The sequence below is a fragment of the Chitinophaga rupis genome (assembly GCF_900109685.1).
GTDB lineage: Bacteria > Bacteroidota > Bacteroidia > Chitinophagales > Chitinophagaceae > Chitinophaga > Chitinophaga rupis.
Map to the genome: position 1 here is coordinate 1279222 of NZ_FOBB01000002.1, position 17138 is coordinate 1296359.

Annotated in this window: 16 protein-coding genes; 9 read left to right on the forward strand and 7 right to left on the reverse strand. The window is 48.2% G+C overall.

Annotated features, from left to right (window positions below; genetic code table 11):
- Positions 1 to 120: 120 nt before the first annotated feature.
- From rocD to BMZ54_RS12105, 3 genes are all read right to left on the reverse strand, one after another.
- Positions 121 to 1353 carry an ornithine--oxo-acid transaminase gene (rocD, locus tag BMZ54_RS12095; protein ID WP_089911215.1) on the reverse strand — a complete coding sequence of 411 codons (1233 nt, stop codon included), beginning with the start codon at positions 1351 to 1353 and terminating at the stop codon, positions 121 to 123.
- A gap of 147 nt (positions 1354 to 1500) precedes the next feature.
- Positions 1501 to 1833 carry a hypothetical protein gene (locus BMZ54_RS12100; RefSeq protein ID WP_089911218.1) on the reverse strand — a complete coding sequence of 111 codons (333 nt, stop codon included), beginning with the start codon at positions 1831 to 1833 and terminating at the stop codon, positions 1501 to 1503.
- A gap of 55 nt (positions 1834 to 1888) precedes the next feature.
- The gene (locus BMZ54_RS12105; RefSeq protein ID WP_089911221.1) at positions 1889 to 2146 is read right to left on the reverse strand and encodes an acyl-CoA-binding protein; all 258 of its coding nucleotides are present in this window, start codon (positions 2144 to 2146) and stop codon (positions 1889 to 1891) included.
- A gap of 147 nt (positions 2147 to 2293) precedes the next feature.
- On the opposite strand from BMZ54_RS12105, the gene lepA reads away from it, so the two are divergent.
- From lepA to BMZ54_RS33565, 3 genes are all read left to right on the forward strand, one after another.
- Positions 2294 to 4084 (forward strand): translation elongation factor 4, encoded by a 1791-nt coding sequence (gene lepA / locus BMZ54_RS12110; protein WP_089911224.1) that lies wholly within the window; start codon positions 2294 to 2296, stop codon positions 4082 to 4084.
- A gap of 135 nt (positions 4085 to 4219) precedes the next feature.
- The gene (locus BMZ54_RS12115; RefSeq protein ID WP_089911227.1) at positions 4220 to 4861 is read left to right on the forward strand and encodes a Dph6-related ATP pyrophosphatase; all 642 of its coding nucleotides are present in this window, start codon (positions 4220 to 4222) and stop codon (positions 4859 to 4861) included.
- Between the two features lie 10 nt (positions 4862 to 4871).
- Positions 4872 to 5213: a DUF4760 domain-containing protein gene (locus tag BMZ54_RS33565; protein WP_394332710.1), complete on the forward strand. Its 342-nt coding sequence runs from the start codon at positions 4872 to 4874 to the stop codon at positions 5211 to 5213.
- Between the two features lie 210 nt (positions 5214 to 5423).
- Here BMZ54_RS33565 and BMZ54_RS12125 read toward each other — a convergent pair whose 3' ends face one another.
- Entirely contained in the window at positions 5424 to 6011 is a 588-nt protein-coding gene (locus BMZ54_RS12125; protein ID WP_089911235.1) for a DUF6580 family putative transport protein, read from the reverse strand.
- Positions 6012 to 6063: 52 nt separating this feature from the next.
- Positions 6064 to 7278 carry a mannose-6-phosphate isomerase, class I gene (gene manA / locus BMZ54_RS12130; protein ID WP_089911238.1) on the reverse strand — a complete coding sequence of 405 codons (1215 nt, stop codon included), beginning with the start codon at positions 7276 to 7278 and terminating at the stop codon, positions 6064 to 6066.
- A 58-nt stretch (positions 7279 to 7336) separates the two neighbouring features.
- Between manA and BMZ54_RS12135 the strand changes: the two genes are divergently transcribed.
- Positions 7337 to 7693, forward strand: coding sequence for a YraN family protein (locus BMZ54_RS12135; protein WP_089911241.1), 357 nt, complete (start codon positions 7337 to 7339; stop codon positions 7691 to 7693).
- A gap of 69 nt (positions 7694 to 7762) precedes the next feature.
- On the forward strand, positions 7763 to 8917 hold the full coding sequence (locus tag BMZ54_RS12140) for a glycoside hydrolase family 172 protein (protein ID WP_089911244.1): 1155 nt from the start codon (positions 7763 to 7765) through the stop codon (positions 8915 to 8917).
- A 385-nt stretch (positions 8918 to 9302) separates the two neighbouring features.
- Here the strand turns inward: BMZ54_RS12140 and purB are convergent, their stop codons facing one another.
- Entirely contained in the window at positions 9303 to 10643 is a 1341-nt protein-coding gene (gene purB, locus BMZ54_RS12145) for an adenylosuccinate lyase (RefSeq protein ID WP_089911248.1), read from the reverse strand.
- A 41-nt stretch (positions 10644 to 10684) separates the two neighbouring features.
- Here purB and BMZ54_RS12150 point away from each other — a divergent pair, with 41 nt between their 5' ends.
- Entirely contained in the window at positions 10685 to 11422 is a 738-nt protein-coding gene (locus BMZ54_RS12150) for a menaquinone biosynthetic enzyme MqnA/MqnD family protein (protein ID WP_089911954.1), read from the forward strand.
- A gap of 488 nt (positions 11423 to 11910) precedes the next feature.
- The gene (locus BMZ54_RS12155) at positions 11911 to 12573 is read left to right on the forward strand and encodes an NADPH-dependent F420 reductase (protein ID WP_089911251.1); all 663 of its coding nucleotides are present in this window, start codon (positions 11911 to 11913) and stop codon (positions 12571 to 12573) included.
- Positions 12574 to 12664: 91 nt separating this feature from the next.
- On the opposite strand, the gene BMZ54_RS12160 is transcribed toward BMZ54_RS12155, so the two are convergent.
- The gene (locus BMZ54_RS12160; protein WP_238386561.1) at positions 12665 to 14386 is read right to left on the reverse strand and encodes a M1 family metallopeptidase; all 1722 of its coding nucleotides are present in this window, start codon (positions 14384 to 14386) and stop codon (positions 12665 to 12667) included.
- Between the two features lie 68 nt (positions 14387 to 14454).
- On the opposite strand from BMZ54_RS12160, the gene BMZ54_RS12165 reads away from it, so the two are divergent.
- Together BMZ54_RS12165 and BMZ54_RS12170 are read left to right on the forward strand one after the other, a co-directional pair.
- Positions 14455 to 16107: an ABC transporter substrate-binding protein gene (locus BMZ54_RS12165; RefSeq protein ID WP_238386562.1), complete on the forward strand. Its 1653-nt coding sequence runs from the start codon at positions 14455 to 14457 to the stop codon at positions 16105 to 16107.
- Between the two features lie 172 nt (positions 16108 to 16279).
- Positions 16280 to 17047 (forward strand): acyl-CoA desaturase, encoded by a 768-nt coding sequence (locus BMZ54_RS12170; protein WP_089911255.1) that lies wholly within the window; start codon positions 16280 to 16282, stop codon positions 17045 to 17047.
- Positions 17048 to 17138: the final 91 nt, after the last annotated feature.

Genomic DNA, 17138 nt, shown 5'->3' on the forward strand with positions numbered 1-17138 from the left:
TTTATTTGCTCATCACCTACGAATGTGGATGTTTGCCCTCATTATCAATTACAAACAACAAAAGTTCTCCACTCGCTCCAAGCCATTCGTAATTCGTAATTCGTAATTGATAATTCGTAATTAAAACCGTTCCAGGCTCTTGCCAATCATCCCCACACATTCCCGGATCTGGGCTGCATTAATAACGAGTGGTGGTGCAAAACGGATCTTATCGCCATGGGTGGGTTTTGCCAGCAGGCCCTGCTCTTTCAGCGCCAGGCACAGGTCCCAGGCAGCTTCCGGATCGGCATGTTTGATCACAATGGCATTCAGCAATCCTTTACCGCGTATCAGCGATATGTAAGGGGATTGCAGGGCGGCCAGCTCATCGCGCAGCAGCTGACCCATAGCAGCGGCATTCTCCGCCATCTTTTCTTCCTTCAGCACAGTAAGCGCGGCTATGGCCACTTTACAGGCCAGCGGGTTACCACCGTAGGTAGAGCCGTGCTCACCGGGTTTAATGGTAAGCATGATCTCATCATCCGCCAGCACAGCAGATACCGGTAAAGTACCGCCTGAAAGGGCTTTGCCCAGCACCAGTATATCGGGGCGCACCTGTTCCAGGTCGCAGCACAGCATGGCGCCGGTGCGGGCCAGGCCGGTCTGGATCTCATCTGCTATAAATAACACATTCGCATCTGCACAGTATTGGCGGGCCTTGGCAAGGTAACCTTCATCCGGCACCATTACCCCGGCTTCACCCTGGATAGGCTCTACCAGGAAACCGGCTACGTGCGGGTCCTGCAGGGCTTTTTCCAGCGCGGGCAGATTGTTATAGGAGATCACTTCATAACCGGGCATATAGGGCCCAAAGCCCTGGCGGGCAGAGGGATCTGTGCTGAAAGAGATCACATTCAGCGTACGGCCATGAAAGTTATTGCTGCAGGTAATGATCTTTGCTTTGTTCTCCGGGATGCCCTTTACCATGTATCCCCAGCGGCGGCAGAGCTTCAGGGCGGTTTCCACGGCTTCTACACCCGTGTTCATCGGCAGCACTTTATCGTATCCGAAGAAATGGGTGATAAAGGCGGCGTATTCTCCTAACAGATCGCTGTGAAAGGCGCGGGAAGTAAGCGTAAGCTTTTGCGCCTGTTCTATAAGGGTAGCAATGATCTTAGGATGGCAGTGCCCCTGGTTTACGGCAGAGTAGCCGGAAAGGAAATCGTAATAACGTTTGTTATCCACATCCCATACAAATACCCCTTCCCCCCGTTCCAGCACTACCGGCAGGGGATGATAATTGTGGGCGCCATACTGTTCTTCCAGCGCCAGGTAATGTTGTGTTCTTTCACTGATTGTAAATGCGGGTACCATACTGTGCCAAAGGTAGTTTAAATAGCAGAAAGCAGAAAGGGGAAAGCAGAAAGGTGTTAATGCTGAATGCTTAATGCGTAACGCTTAATGCTGCATACATGTACAGCGCCGATAAGCGTTTAGCATTCAGTGTTCGGCGTTTAGCGTTCAATGCCGGTTCACTACCTGCTGCAGCGCAGGCGACAGGGCAATAGCATGCCCGTGCCCAAAGGTGACCATCACCCGGTCAAAATGGTTAAGGGCATTGTCTATCTTATCCAGCAGGACGCTGTCCCTCACCATTTTAGAAGCCCGGCCAATGGCGCAGAAACGGCAATCGCCACCGTTGATGTAGTCAAACAGCTCTACCTGCGCATTCATAACCACCCGTTTAGCACCATGGGATACGTCAATTGTATAGGGCGGCCTGATGGTATCCATCATTTTACCTACTGTTACATAATCGATAGTGGAAAAGGGGGGCTGCTTTCCGGGGTGCATGGCATGCCATTGCCAGGCCAGCCAGCAGTATATACAGGGATCGCCGGGTCATCTGTTATCCTTTTAGTTTAGTAACCAGTGCCACATACTCCTCCATGGCCTGCTCTTTGGCCTTACCCTTCTGGCCGGTCCAGGCTTCATGCTTGGCTTTGCCGGCAATATCAAAGAAGTTTTCCGGCGGGGGAATATTCACATCGCCTTCAGTGGCCTGCTTGTACAGGGAGTACAGCTGCAGCAGGATCTCATTGCTGGGTTTTTCGGATAAAGTCTTGCTATTGGCTACGGCCGCTTCAAATTGTTGTTGTAAATCCATAATGCTGATTTAGCACAAAATATAGGCAAAATTTAAATACCTTTGTGGCTTGAAGTTAGAATAATGAGGTAGGATATAGGAAGTAAGAAACGGCATCAAATTACCTTCTTACTGCTTATATCCTACTTCTGTATCAGCAAAGAACATATGAAGAACATACGGAATTTTTGCATTATTGCGCATATTGACCACGGCAAGAGCACATTAGCGGACCGTTTACTGGAGCGTACCAAAACCATTTCTGAAAGGGACATGCAGGCACAGGTGCTGGATGACATGGACCTGGAACGGGAAAAAGGGATTACCATTAAAAGCCATGCTATCCAGATGAACTATACCCTGGGTAGTGAACAATATGTTTTTAACTTGATTGATACCCCCGGTCACGTAGACTTTTCCTACGAAGTATCCCGCGCACTGGCTGCCTGCGAAGGCGCTCTGCTGCTGGTAGATGCTACCCAGGGCATTCAGGCGCAAACTATCTCTAACCTGTACCTGGCGCTGGAAAACGACCTGGAGATCATTCCTGTGATCAACAAGATAGATATGGACGGCGCCATGATCCCGGAAGTGAAGGATCAGATCCTGGAGCTGATAGGCTGTAAGGAGGAAGATATCCTGCTGGCATCCGGCAAAACCGGCATGGGCATAGAGGAAATACTGGAAGCCATTGTAAAGCGCATTCCTGCTCCCAAAGGCGACCCGGAAGAGCCCCTGCAGGCGTTGATCTTTGATAGTGTGTTCAACTCTTTCCGCGGCATCATCGCTTACTTCCGTGTATACAATGGAGTGGTTAAAAAAGGCGATAAGATCAAGTTCGTAAATACAGGTGAAGAATACTTTGCCGATGAAGTAGGCATACTGCGCCTGGGACTGGAACCCAGGAATGAAGTGCGGACCGGCGATGTAGGCTATATTATTACCGGCATTAAGAACGCCAAAGAAGTGAAGGTAGGCGATACCATCACACTGGTATCCAACCCCGGTGTTACCGCCATCCGCGGTTTTGAAGAGGTAAAACCCATGGTATTTGCCGGTATTTTCCCGGTAGAAACCGATGCCTTTGAGGAGCTGCGCGACTGTATGGATAAGCTGCAGCTGAATGATGCCTCCCTGACCTATGAGCTGGAAACCTCACAGGCGCTGGGCTTTGGCTTCCGCTGCGGATTCCTGGGCATGCTGCACATGGAAATTATCCAGGAGCGCCTGGAGCGGGAGTTTAACCAAACCGTGATCACTACGGTGCCCAACGTGAGCTTTATTGCGCATACCACCCGCAACGAAAGGCTGATCGTGAACAACCCCTCTGAAATGCCGGACCCCAGCAGGCTGGAACGTATTGAGGAGCCGTTCATCCGTGCACAGATCATTACCAAACCGGAATATATAGGCAATATTATGACGCTGTGCCTGGGCAAGCGTGGTATTCTCATTAACCAGAGCTACCTGACCACTACCCGTGTAGAGCTGATCTTTGAAATGCCGTTAACGGAGATCGTGTTTGATTTTTATGATAAGCTGAAGAGCCAGACCCGTGGATATGCTTCATTTGACTACTCGCCAATAGGCTACCGTGATAGCGATATTGTGAAGATGGACATTCTGCTGAATGCAGAAAAGGTGGATGCGCTGAGCGCATTGATACACCGGGGCCGCGCCCAGGACTTTGGCCGCAAGCTGTGCGAGAAGCTGAAAGAATTGCTGCCCCGCCAGCAGTTCCTGATAGCCATACAGGCCGCTATTGGCGCCAAGGTGGTGGCCCGTGAGAACATCAGCGCCATGCGTAAGGATGTAACCGCCAAGTGTTATGGTGGTGATATTTCCCGTAAACGTAAGCTGCTGGAAAAACAGAAAGAAGGTAAGAAACGCATGCGCCAGATAGGCAACGTGGAAATACCACAGGAAGCTTTCCTGGCGGTGCTGAAGCTTGACGACTAAACGAAATTTAAGATCCGATATTGAAAGAGGTAAGCACCTGCTTACCTCTTTTTTTATGGATAGATGATTTCGTTTTTTCCTATTTTCATTTAACAAGGATCAATCATCTTACTTCATATCTCATAATTGATAAACATGCGTAGCGTTGTTTCCTGGAGCGGGGGCAAGGATAGCTGTTATGCCATGATGCAGGCAAAGGCAGCGGGTTACCAGCCGGTAGTATTACTGAACATGATGAATGAGAACGGGCAGATCTCCCGCTCTCACGGCCTGCCACATGCCGTATTAATGGAGCAAGCATCCATGCTGGAAATGGTGGTGGTTACAGTGCCTGCCAGCTGGGAAAGTTATGAGGAGCGGTTTATTGCAACGCTGCAACAGCTGGTAGAGATCTACGAAGTGAAGGCTGCCGTATTTGGTGATATTGACCTGCAACCCCATCGCGACTGGGAGGAAAAAGTATGCGCCGCTGCAGGTATTGAAGCCGTATTGCCCCTGTGGCAGCAGCCCCGCCATCAGCTGGTAATGGAAATGCTGCAAAGCGGTATTAAAACCATGATCGTTTCCTGCAACACTCATTTAGGTCCGGATTTTTTAGGCAGGATACTGGATGAGGACCTGGTGAAGGAGCTGGAAGCCAAAGGGGTGGATGTATGCGGGGAGAACGGCGAGTTTCATACCCTGGTGCTGGATTGCCCGTTGTTCAAGCATCCTGTTAGTGTGGGCGCCTATACGAAAATACAGCATGGGGATTATTGGTTTTTACAATGGGAGTAGCACCTCTCCAATGATCGATTATTCAAAGTGCTGTATAGCATTTACACAGGAAAAGGACTACATTTTATTGAAAACAGATGTGAAGGCATTTGTTATAGCGTTCGATAAACCGAAGAATATAGAATTCAGGAAATCTCTGATCTGCATCTTCAATTACTTTGAATCTATGTCCGTTGCCGTTAATGAAGATATTATGGATGAAGCGTTTATGAAAAAATACTTTAGGAATATAGTTTATGCATTTTACGATGATTATATTAACTTTATAAAGGAAAGGAGGGCGAATAAAAAGAATGAGGAGATTTGGATAGAATTTACTACTTTAGTAGAGAAGTGGAAATTTCGTAACTAATAAAGCATAAATTATGAAATCAATTACAAAAGGCGGTGATACCTGGTAAAATCAACTTTAACTAAGCACAAATTTATTTTTAGATAGGAAAGAGAAGGTCTTTGATCTTCTCTTTTCGTTTTATATTACTTACGTGTATCAAAATGATAGCAATAAAAAAGAGAAGGCATTTGACCTTCTCTTTTTCTTTTATTTCAATTATTTGATTGCTTAAGCTAATTGCTGCTGGGGTTTGAAAGCCAGCCGTTTTACCAGGGCATAAGCGCCAAACAGTACAGCGCTATAAAATACATTGCCCATAATGGTATTCAGGAAAAAGCTGCCAAACAGATCGTTCCGGAAGAATGGGATAGCTGCAGCATAGCAGGTGAGCAGCCCGCTGAAAGTGTGCGGATACATATCGCCCAGCGCCCACATACCGGTATTGGAGATCAGGAAGAACAATACCCCGCTGCCAATAGAGGCCAGCAATACAGTAAGCGCATTTACTTTGCGGAGGTTGGCGCCTATCCAGGTAATGAATAAAAAGGCGCCATACACTACAAACATTTGTGCACCATAAAAGCCTTGAATGCTGGTGAACAGCTCAAAACAAATGTCTGTAAGGAACAGGGTAGCCAGCGGTAAAATGTAAGCCAGCTTTTTATTTTTGATAACCACACCGCCAAACAGAGCGCTGGCGCCAATGGCGTTAAAGTTCCACAGCTGCATTTCATTGGTGATCAAACGGCTTAAACCGACCATTAAGATAAGGCCAACAATGAGCAGTACTTCTGGTAAGGATGTCTTTTGTTTCATTTGTGGTATTTGATGCGTTTTCCGGTATGCGAATCTACGTTAAAATTCCCAATTATGAAACAGGCACGGTTGCCTTGAATACCAAAGCGTTACCGGTCATTTTATAGGTTTCCCCACTGCATACAAATACGGCCTGGCCTTTTTGCAGCTCCAGCGTATCGGAGCCGGTAATAGTGGTATTGCCGTTTAGCACCAGCATGATCTCTGCTGCTTTGCTGGTATGCGTATACGTAATGCCAGGGTGCAGGGTAATGCTGCTTACCACAAAATCCGGCGCAGGGGAATGGTAGATCTTTTCTGCAGGGTCGGCCGCTGGCTCGCCGGTCATGATGTGCGGATGCACGGCTTCAAAGCGGGTATGCTTCAGCAGCTCCTGTACATCAATATGCTTGGGCGTAAGGCCGCCACGCAGTACATTATCGGAATTGGCCATCAGCTCTGCGTTCTGTCCTTCCAGGTAAGCATGCGGAATGCCTGCATCCTGGAACACGGCATCGCCGGGCTGGGTTTGTACAATGTTGAAGAAGTAAATGGAAAAAATACCACGGTCCAGGCGTTCCAGGCCCTGCGGGTCATTGGCAATAGCCCTGCCGGCCCAGAAAGCAGGATCGCTTTTAGCCAGCTGGCCGGCCAGGTAGGCGGGCAGTATACGGTCTGCCAGCGGGCGCAGCATGGTATTCACTTGCTCCTGCGGCATTTCCATTACGGTTTTATACAGGCCATAATAACCGTCTTTTTCAAATACGCCTTTCAGGGAGGCAAACTCCGGCACCGTTTCCAGGATGGATTGCAGCTTTGCTTCCGGCAAAAAGCCATGCAGCAGCCAGAACTCACTTAAGGCCACCATGATCTCCGGTTTATGGTTGGCATCTTTATAATTACGGTTGGCTGCTTTTAAGGGGATGCCCGCTTCATTTTCACGGGCAAAACCTTTCTCTGCTTCTGCTTTGGTGGGGTGTACCTGTATAGACAGCATATCTTTTACATCCAGGATCTTAAACAGGTAAGGCAGCTCGCCAAAGCGGTCCCATACCTGCTGGCCCACAATGGCTGCGGGTGATTGTTTGATCAGCTGATCCAGCGTAGTGGTTTCCCCGTTCAGGTGAATGGTGGCCGGTGCGCTGGGATGCGCGCCCATCCAGTACTCCGCGCTGGGCTCCTGCTGTTTTGGAATGCCTAATAGTTCCGGGATATAGGTATAACCGCCCCATGCATAGTGTTGTACTTTCCCATCCAGCCGGAATAACTTTTTATCAACTGCAGCCATTTAAGTAGATTTATTTATTGATGAACCATAAAAACCAATCCCAAAAATAGTTGAAAAAATGGCTTCCCATAATGAGCTGGGTAAAAAAGGAGAGCAGATCGCACAAAATTACTTACAACAGCAACAGTATACTGTTTTACACATTAACTGGAAATGGGGGCGGAAAGAGATTGATGTGATTGCGCTGAAAGATGGGCACCTGGTATTTGTGGAGGTGAAAACGCGTATTAATAGTGTGTTCGGCTGGCCGGAAGAAAAGGTGGATTTTAAGAAGCGGCAGTATTTACAAGGCGCTGCAGAAGTGTTTATGGAAAAAAGCGGGCTTACGCCGGTGGCTATACGTTTTGATATTATTGCCATTACGTTTGGAGAAGGAGAGGAGATGGAGGTGGTGCATTTTGAGGATGCGTTTTAGAGGATTTCATAGTATTTTAAGTACTACCATCTTGTAATACCAATTCGTAATTAAATAATTCGTAATTAAATGCTGCGCCTCTTCCTGTTCTCCGCCATACTAGCCTGCCTGCTGCAATACAGCCAGGCCCAGAACCACCCATATTACCAATTTGATAGCAACCTTACACCCCGCTGGAGCAGTCCTGAAAACCTGAACGGCGTAAAGGGCGCAGGTGGCAAAGCCAATAACGGCGCTAAAGGGCATCCCTTTGAATCCATTGCTGCCGGCGCCACCGTTACTTTGCTGAATATACAGGAACCGGGCATCATTCACCGCATCTGGATCACACTTTCAGACCGTTCTCCGGAAATGCTGCGCTCATTGAAGCTGGAAATGTTCTGGGATAATGAGCGTACACCCGCAGTATCTGTACCGCTGGGCGATTTCTTTGGCGTAGGCCTGGGCAGAACAGCAGTATTTGAGAATGCGCTGTTTGCCAGCCCGGAAGGCCGCTCCTTTAACTGTTTTATACCTATGCCATTCAAAAAGGCAGCCCGCATTGTAGTAACCAATGGATCAGGCAAGCCGCTGAGCCATTTCTTTTTCGATGTGGATTATAGCCTGGTAAAAGCATGGGATGACAGTAACCTGTACTTTCATGCTTACTGGCACCGCGATACTGCTACCCAGCCAGGTACCGATTTTGAGCTGCTGCCTGCTGTAAAGGGCAAAGGCCGTTTCCTGGGAGTGAATGTGGGCATAAACGCCAACCCCGCATATGGTAAGCTATGGTGGGGAGAAGGAGAGGTGAAAATGTTCCTGGATGGCGACCAGGCATTACCCACGCTGGTGGGCACCGGTACAGAAGATTATATTGGCACCGGGTGGGGACAAGGCTTTTTTGCCAACCAGTACAGCGGCTGCCTGGTATCCAGCGATTCCCTGCGGCAATGGTGCTTTTACCGCTATCACATCCCGGATCCCATATTCTTTACAAATAGCTGCCGTGTTACGCTGCAGCAAATCGGCGGCGGACCAACAGCAACCGTTATGGCGCTGCAGGATGCCGGCGCGCGTATGATCCCCATTACCAGTGATCTTGGCGGCCATCAGCAGCCTTTGTATAAAAAAGATAAGGTAGTACGCCTGAAAACTGCCGCGCAGCCTGATTCCTGGACAAACTTTTACCGTTCTGATGATGTATCTGCAACGGCGTATTTTTATCTGGACACGGCCAAATAGGATTACGAATTATTCAATTACAAATTACGAATGGAATCCAGCGGTTGAAGGCCCAGGCTTGGATATGCTGCTTTACAAACAATATAAGGCGCGGGGAGAAAAATAATTACGAATTGTCAATTACGGCCCGCCAAAAGCGGGCCATTGCCTGCCCCGCCAAGCGGGGAATGCCATTGAAAAGACATTATGGTATGAATAATTACGAATTGAATGCAGCGGAGATTGGGATTTGAATAGATAATTAAATAAAAAGCGGAAGGTTTAAGATTATGGGCGAATAACGCCGTTTCAAACCTTCCGCTTTTGTATTTGTAAGTATTACGAATTACGAACTTGTTGTAGTGCACTCATTCGTAATTCGTAATTGAGTAATTCGTAATTAAAATCAACTCCACACTCCGGTATAATTCTCCGGCGTAATCGCTTTCAGCTCTTTCTTCAGCGTAGCATTGATCTTTAAACCATCAATAAACTTATGGATGGTCTTTTGATTGATCTGATCCCCGCCGCGGGTAAGCTCTTTTAATGCTTCGTAAGGCTGGGGATAGTTTTCCCGGCGCAGTACAGTTTGAATGGCTTCTGCTACTACAGCCCAGTTGTTTTCCAGGTCCTCTTTCAGCTTGGCCTCATTCAGGATCAGCTTTTCCATACCCTTTTGGATTGAGCGCAGTGCCAGTATGCTATGGCCAAAGGGTACGCCTATGTTGCGCAGCACAGTAGAATCCGTAAGATCGCGCTGCAGGCGGGAGATGGGCAGCTTGGCGCTTAGGTGCTCATACAGCGCATTACCTACGCCCAGGTTACCTTCTGCATTCTCAAAATCAATAGGATTTACCTTATGCGGCATAGCGCTGGAACCTACCTCATTCTTCTTTACTTTTTGTTTAAAGTAATCCATGGATATGTAGGTCCAGATGTCGCGGCAAAGATCTATCAGCACATTGTTAATACGTTTCAGCGTATCAAAATGGGCCGCCAGGTTATCGTAGTGCTCTATCTGGGTGGTGTAGCGCATACGTTGCAGGCCCAGGGTATTGTTCACAAATTTATCGGCAAACTTTTCCCAGTTTATTTTAGGGAAAGCCACATGGTGGGCATTAAAGTTACCCGTAGCGCCACCGAATTTAGCTGCAAAGGGTATTTCGCCCAGCAGTTTTATCTGTCCTTCCAACCTTTCCACAAACACCAGGATCTCTTTACCCAGGATGGTGGGCGATGCGGGTTGTCCATGGGTACGGGCCAGCATGGGGATCTTCATCCAGCTTTTGCCAAATTTCTTCAGCTCCAGTACCAGGTTGGCTATGGCAGGCATGTACAGCTGCTCTACGGCTTCTTTCCAAAGCAGGGGGGTAGCGGTATTGTTAATGTCCTGCGAGGTAAGGCCAAAGTGTACCCATTCCAGCTTATCTTCCAGTCCTAGGCGTTTGAGCTCGTTCTTCACAAAGTACTCCACGGCTTTTACGTCGTGGTTGGTGATCTTCTCTGTATCCTTGATCAGCTGGGCATGCTCCAGGGTAAATTCCTGGTATATTTTCCGCAGGGCAGGCACTTTTGCTTTTGGCAACACAAATACCTTTTGTTCCGCCAGGGCAATAAAATATTCTATTTCTACCAGTACACGGTAACGGATCAACGCGTATTCGGAAAAATAGGGGGCCAGCTCTTCCAGTTGTTTACGGTAACGACCGTCCAATGGTGAAATGGCGGTTAAAGGTTGTAGTTGCATAATAATTTAGCTTAATTTTGCGGGCCACAAAAATACAGAAATTGGAACGGAAAGTAAAAGTAGCGGCAGTAAGTTATTTGAATACCAAGCCTTTGTTGTACGGTTTCAGGGGACATGCAGTAATGAAGATGATGGAGTTATCGATGGATTATCCGGCGGTGATTGCCAGGCAGTTAATTGAAGGCAGCGTGGATGTAGCGCTGGTGCCGGTGGCGGTGATCCCCAAAATGCAGGAGCAGCATATTATTTCAGATTTTTGCATAGGAGCGGAGGGGCCGGTAGCCTCTGTGTGCCTGTTCAGCGAAGTACCGCTGCAGCATATTAAACGCATTTACCTGGATTACCAGAGCCGTACTTCCGTAGCCTTACTGAAGCTGCTGGTACGTGATTTCTGGCGGCTGGATGTGGAGCTGGTCGAAACCAGCGGTGATTACCAGCACCTGATCAAAGACCATGATGCCGGTTTGGTAATAGGCGACCGGGCGCTGGCACAACGCCATAACTCCCCCTACATTTACGACCTGGCCGAAGCCTGGATGCGTTTTACCAGCCTGCCTTTTGTATTTGCGGCCTGGGTAAGCAACAAACCCCTGCCGGTGGAGTTTATACAGGAGTTTAATAATGCCAACAGCATAGGCATTCATAATATACCGGCCGTAGTAGCGGAAAACCCATACCCGCTGTTTGATCTTACGGCTTATTACACCAAACATATCAGCTACCCGCTAACGCCGGCCAAGCGGCAGGGCATGCAAAAGTTCCTGGGATATTTACAGTAATGCGCTTTTACCCTGAACATCATGCGCTTTTACCCTAAAATGTATGCGCTTTTAATAGGAGCTGCACATGGGATTCACATGAGAATCACACGGAGTACGCATGGGAATCACAGGGAGTATGCATGTGCTAATTACGAATTTTCAATTACGGCCCGCCCAAAGCGGTGCATAGCCTGCCCCGGCAAACGGGGGAATGCCAGTGAAAAGACATTATGGTATGAATAATTACGAATGGAATGCAGCGGAGAGGATACGGATTACCCTAACGGATGGCCGGTACCTGCCCTGTAATGGGATATTGTAAACTTCAAACAGGATTATTTAACAAGGGTGTAAACCTATATCAGGACGAGACCCTCTGTAATTCGTACGTAATTCGTGCGCAATTCGGGTGCAACCCGTGCGCAACCCGTGCCCGGCTTTTCTGTTAAACCTTACAGGAATACAGGTTAGCTATTTTTTTCTTATCTTCCTGCAAATACTACATCATGAAGATCGGTATCCTGGGCAGTGGGGCCGTAGGGCTCACTTTAGGCGCCGGGTTTGTAGGATTGGGCCACCATGTCATTATTGGAACTCGTAATCCCGCTAAAGAATCATTACAGCAATGGTTAAAGCGGCAGGGCCCTCTTGCCAGCATTGCACCATTCCGGGAAGCAGCCGCTTCCGGGGAGATCATTATTCTGTGTGTAAGCTGGATTGGCGCTAAAAGCGCTATTGAACAAGCCGGGATCTGGAACTTTAAAGGCAAGATAGTGGTGGATGTTACTAACCCGCTGGATGGGAAAGGGCCGGATGCGGAAGGCCGCTTATCCTTTGTGAGCGGGCTAAAATCTTCCGGGGAGCAGATCCAGGCCTGGTTACCGCCGGATACCAGTGTTGTAAAAGCCCTGAGCTGTGTAGGGCATGAGATCATGTTCCAGCATAAGGATAGCAGTGAAAACCCTACTATGTTTATTTGCGGCAATAACGACGAAGCTAAAAAAGTGGTTACCGATATGCTGCACCAGATGGGCTGGGAAGATGTGGCGGATATGGGAAAGATCGTGATGAGCCGCTATATAGAACCCCTGGGTATTTTATGGAGCGCTTACGGCTACCGCACAGGGAACTGGAGCCATGCATTTAAGCTGGTAAAGAAAACAGATTAAATGTACAGATGATGAATGCAGCATATTATACTGTTAAATAAAAATGTCCGGACAGCATCCGGACATTTTTATTATTTGCACATCTGCATATCTAATTCGGTTCCTTCATCTCTTTCACCGATTTCATTTCCCGCACTTTAATATAGAACTGCTTATCTACCTTAAACAGTTTCTGATCTATATAGCTCAGGTTATCTGTAGCCCAGCGGGTACCGGGGTGAATGAACTGAAAGTTATTTTCGCCCACCGTTACCTTTACCGGCATGTCAAAGTTAGGAATGGAGGATTTCCAGCGGTGATACAGCACCTGGCCTACAATGCGGTACTGCAGCTCCGGCAGGGTAGTATCGCGCAGGTACTGGTCAAAGGTCTTACGCAGGTCTTTGCCGGTTTTTGCGCAAATATAACGTTCTATGTCGCTGCCGTTCACGGTTTTGTGCGCAAAATCCGTATTCATACCGCGCAGCAGCTGGCGGAATTCTTCATCATTATCAATGATCAGGCGGATCATATGGATCAGCGTACCGCCTTTGTAGTACATATCGCCGGAACCTTCGTTGTTCACGTTATAGATGCCAATAATAGGGCGGTCGTTCTTAATGTTTTTACGGCAGCCCATCAGGTATTCTGTACCGGCTTCCCTGCCAAACTCACATTCGGTGAACAGGGTTTCGGAATAGTTGGTAAAGCTTTCATGCACCCACATATCCGCTATGTCGTTGGTGGTAATGTTGTTACCAAACCATTCGTGGCCGCTTTCGTGCACAATAATAAAATCCCATTTCAGCCCCTGGCCGGTGCCGGAAAGGTCGCGGCCCTTGTAGCCCATCTGGTAACCATTGCCATAGGCCACAGCGCTCTGGTGCTCCATGCCCAGGTGGGGTGCATCTACCAGCTTATAGCTGTCTTTATAAAAAGGATATTTCCCGAACCAGTACTCAAAGCACTGCATCATTTTGGGTACTACCTCAAAATGTTTTTTGGCTTTTTCCAGATTGTAATCCAGCACCCAGTAATCCAGGTCCAGCTTACCGCCTTCGCCGTTATATACATCCTTAAACTCTTTGTAGTAGCCAATGTTCAGGGCTACATCGTAGTTATTAATAGGACTGTTCACCGCCCATACATAGGTAACCGTACTATCGGCATTGGGTATACGCAGTTTCAGGCGGCCGTTGGATACGTCCGTCAGCTCCTTGGGTACGGTTACGTTTATGTTCATGTATTCCGGCTCATCGCTCTGGTGGTCTTTATTAGGCCACCAAACGCTGGCGCCCAGGCCCTGGCAGGCAGTAGCTATCCAGGGGCGTCCCAGGGAGTCGCGGGCCCATACCACGCCGCCATCCCAGGGGGCATTAATGGCCTTGCGGGGCTGCCCATGGTAAAACACGGTTACTTTACGCTGGGTGCCTTTCTTTTGTGCGTTGGGAAATTTTATGAAGTAGGCATTGCTGTCGCGGTCAAAGGCCAGCTTGGTTTGTTTGGTGATCTTTAAACTATCAATATCCACCACCACGCTGTCCATGATCATAGGATACTGCAGATCTATCTGCATAACGCTATCCTGCTGCAGCACTTTATAGGTAATGGTATTATAGCCTTTAAAGGAGCTATCCTGGGGGGTAACGGTTACATACAGGTCGTAACCTATCACGTCCCACCAGGCACGCTGGGGGGTAATAGAACCCCGGAGGGTGTCCGCATGAGAGAATTTAGTCTGGATCGTCTCTTTAAAATGCGATTTTTGTTGCTGGGCTCCGGCATGCAGCGCCATTATCAAAGCCAATAGAAACATAGGTATGCCACGCATCATATTCAGAATCGTATTTTGAACCCGAAAGATATTAATTTACAGTGTAAAATGTAAAACCTTACATGTAAATGACGGCTAACAAACGTAAAAGTACCTCCGTTATTGTATTAATAAATTGTGTTATCTCTGCTTTTACTTTTGTAATGGGCTGCCAGCCGGATCACCGTTCCAATACCCAGGTATTCCGGTTTAATCACACCGATGGACTATCATCCCTGGACCCTGCTTTTGCCAAAAGTCAGGCAATTATGTGGGCCGTTCACCAGGTATACAGCACCCTGGTGGAGCCGGATACCCAAATGGTCATCCGGCCCCTGCTGGCTACCCGCTGGGAGGAGAGCGCCGACCATACCACCTTTACCTTTTACCTGCGGCCGGATGTATACTTCCATGATAATGATGCTTTTGTGAACGGCAAGGGCCGGCGTATGACGGCGCAGGATGTGGTGTACAGCTTTCGCCGTATTATGGACCCTGCCACCGCATCGCCAGGGGCCTGGATCTTTAACGGCAAGGTAGATCCAAAAGAGGGTTTCAAAGCGCTGAATGATACTGTGTTCCAGCTAAAGCTGTTACAACCTTTTCATCCTATACTGGGGATCCTGAGCATGCAGTACTGCTCTATTGTACCTAAAGAGGTAGTGGAAAAATACGGGGCCGATTTCCGGCGCCATCCCTGTGGTACCGGGCCTTTCCGGTACTTCGACTGGGACGAGGGGCAGGCCCTGATCCTGCACCGCCACCCGCATTATTTTGAAAAAGATGCGCAGGGAAAACCCCTGCCTTACCTGGATGCCGTGAAAATGACCTTCCTGGATAATAAGGCTACTGAGTTCCTGCTGTTCCGCCAGGGGCAGCTGGATTTTATGAACGACCTGGATGCTTCTTTTAAAGATGAGGTGCTTACCAAAACAGGCCAGCTTAAAAAGGAATGGAACGGTAAGATGGTACTGTCTAAAACACCGTACCTGAATGTGGAGTACCTGGGTTTTATGCTGGACAGCAGCCAGGCGGCGCTCAAACAATCGCCCACACGGCTTAAAAAAGTACGGCTGGCCATTAACTACGGGTTTGACCGTACGAAAATGATGACCTACCTGCGCAACAGCATAGGCGTGCCTGCCAATGCGGGTTTTGTGCCCCGTGGCCTGCCTTCTTTTGATGCAGCTAAAGTAAAAGGCTATACGTACGATCCTGCCCGTGCACGCCAGCTGCTGCAGGAAGCCGGTTTCCCGGAAGGGAAGGGGCTGCCCAGGATACGCCTGCTCACTATCCCTGTTTATGCAGATCTCTCTAATTATATAGCCAACCAGCTACAGGAGCTGGGTATTCCTGTACAGGTGGAGGTAGTGCAAAAAAGCCTGCTGCTGGAGCAAACGGCTAAATCGGCCGCCCTGTTCTTCCGGGGCAGCTGGATAGCCGATTACCCGGATGCCGAAAGCTTCCTGGCGTTCTTTTACGGTAAAAATCCCGCTCCGCCTAACTACACACGGTATAATAACCCGGACTTTGACAAGCTTTATGAACAGGCCTTGCAGGAAACCAATGACTCCCTGCGCTATGAGCTGTACCGGCAAATGGACCAGCTAATAGTACAGGACGCGCCGCTGGTGCCTGTTTTTTATGATGAAGCCGTGCATTTTATACAGCCCAATGTGAAGGGATTGAGGGAAGGAGGATTGAATATGCTGGAGCTAAGATGGGTGAAGATGAGCCGTTAGCTATTAGCTATTGGCTGTTGGCTGTTGGCGGCCGGCAGTGGGCCCAACAGTTGAAAGCAGGCAGTGGACAGAGGTCCCTGGACCGTTGACTATTTAACATTTCATTGCACTGGCTTCCAATATTTTAAAGTACCTTTGACCTCTAATACTCATTTTTTAAAGTTAAAGGTTAATGATAGCAATTCTGATCTTCTTCTGTGTGCATTGGTTCTTCTCATTGTTCTTTCACACATTTTTCTTACACCGGTATGCATCTCACCAGATGTACACCACCAGCAAAGGCTGGGAGCGTGTATTCTACTTTGCCACCTGGTTTTTCCAGGGCTCTTCCTACCTGGTTCCAAGAGCGTATGGTGTAATGCACCGTATGCATCATGAATATAGCGATACTGAACATGACCCGCATTCTCCCCACTTCTTCAAAGATGTTTGGAGCATGATGGTGCGTACCCGCCAGATCTATAACGATATTTTAAATCGTAAGAATGTGCCGGATGCTAAGTTCACTGACGAGCCGTTACCGGAATGGGATGCTATGGACCGTGTTGGCGACCATATACTGACCCGCCTGGCATTTGCTTTAAGCTATATTGGTTTTTACGTGGCTTTTGCCCCCAGCTTCTGGTGGTACCTGCTGCTGCCTATCCACTTCCTGATGGGGCCTGTACAGGGCGCCGTAGTGAACTGGTGCGGTCACAAGTATGGTTACAGCAACTTTAATAACGGCGACCATTCCAGGAACTCATCTCCCTGGGGTATTATCCTGTTAGGTGAGCTGTTCCAGAACAACCACCACAAGTTTAAGGACAGTCCTAACTTTGCCAAGAAATGGTTTGAGCTGGATCCTACTTACCCCGTAATGAAAGTTATGAACTGGGTAGGCATTATTAAGCTGAAGAGTGCCAGAGTGAAAAGGGCTACGTTTAAGGCAGCTGCTTAACAATGTGCAGATAGTTGAATACGTATAGATGCCGAAAGGCTAATAATATAAATGTCCGGGTGATCATATCATCCGGACATTTTGTTTTATA

Bases quoted from the DNA above. Each gene is read 5' to 3' on its own strand.
- BMZ54_RS12165 (WP_238386562.1), top strand. From the start codon at position 14,455: ATGACGGCTAACAAACGTAAAAGTACCTCCGTTATTGTATTAATAAAT.
- BMZ54_RS12155 (WP_089911251.1), top strand. From the start codon at position 11,911: ATGAAGATCGGTATCCTGGGCAGTGGGGCCGTAGGGCTCACTTTAGGC.
- BMZ54_RS12125 (WP_089911235.1), bottom strand. From the start codon at position 6,011: ATGAAACAAAAGACATCCTTACCAGAAGTACTGCTCATTGTTGGCCTT.
- BMZ54_RS12140 (WP_089911244.1), top strand. From the start codon at position 7,763: ATGCTGCGCCTCTTCCTGTTCTCCGCCATACTAGCCTGCCTGCTGCAA.
- manA (WP_089911238.1), bottom strand. From the start codon at position 7,278: ATGGCTGCAGTTGATAAAAAGTTATTCCGGCTGGATGGGAAAGTACAA.
- lepA (WP_089911224.1), top strand. From the start codon at position 2,294: ATGAAGAACATACGGAATTTTTGCATTATTGCGCATATTGACCACGGC.
- BMZ54_RS12100 (WP_089911218.1), bottom strand. From the start codon at position 1,833: ATGCACCCCGGAAAGCAGCCCCCCTTTTCCACTATCGATTATGTAACA.
- BMZ54_RS33565 (WP_394332710.1), top strand. From the start codon at position 4,872: ATGATCGATTATTCAAAGTGCTGTATAGCATTTACACAGGAAAAGGAC.
- BMZ54_RS12170 (WP_089911255.1), top strand. From the start codon at position 16,280: ATGATAGCAATTCTGATCTTCTTCTGTGTGCATTGGTTCTTCTCATTG.
- purB (WP_089911248.1), bottom strand. From the start codon at position 10,643: ATGCAACTACAACCTTTAACCGCCATTTCACCATTGGACGGTCGTTAC.
- rocD (WP_089911215.1), bottom strand. From the start codon at position 1,353: ATGGTACCCGCATTTACAATCAGTGAAAGAACACAACATTACCTGGCG.
- BMZ54_RS12115 (WP_089911227.1), top strand. From the start codon at position 4,220: ATGCGTAGCGTTGTTTCCTGGAGCGGGGGCAAGGATAGCTGTTATGCC.
- BMZ54_RS12105 (WP_089911221.1), bottom strand. From the start codon at position 2,146: ATGGATTTACAACAACAATTTGAAGCGGCCGTAGCCAATAGCAAGACT.
- BMZ54_RS12160 (WP_238386561.1), bottom strand. From the start codon at position 14,386: ATGATGCGTGGCATACCTATGTTTCTATTGGCTTTGATAATGGCGCTG.
- BMZ54_RS12135 (WP_089911241.1), top strand. From the start codon at position 7,337: ATGGCTTCCCATAATGAGCTGGGTAAAAAAGGAGAGCAGATCGCACAA.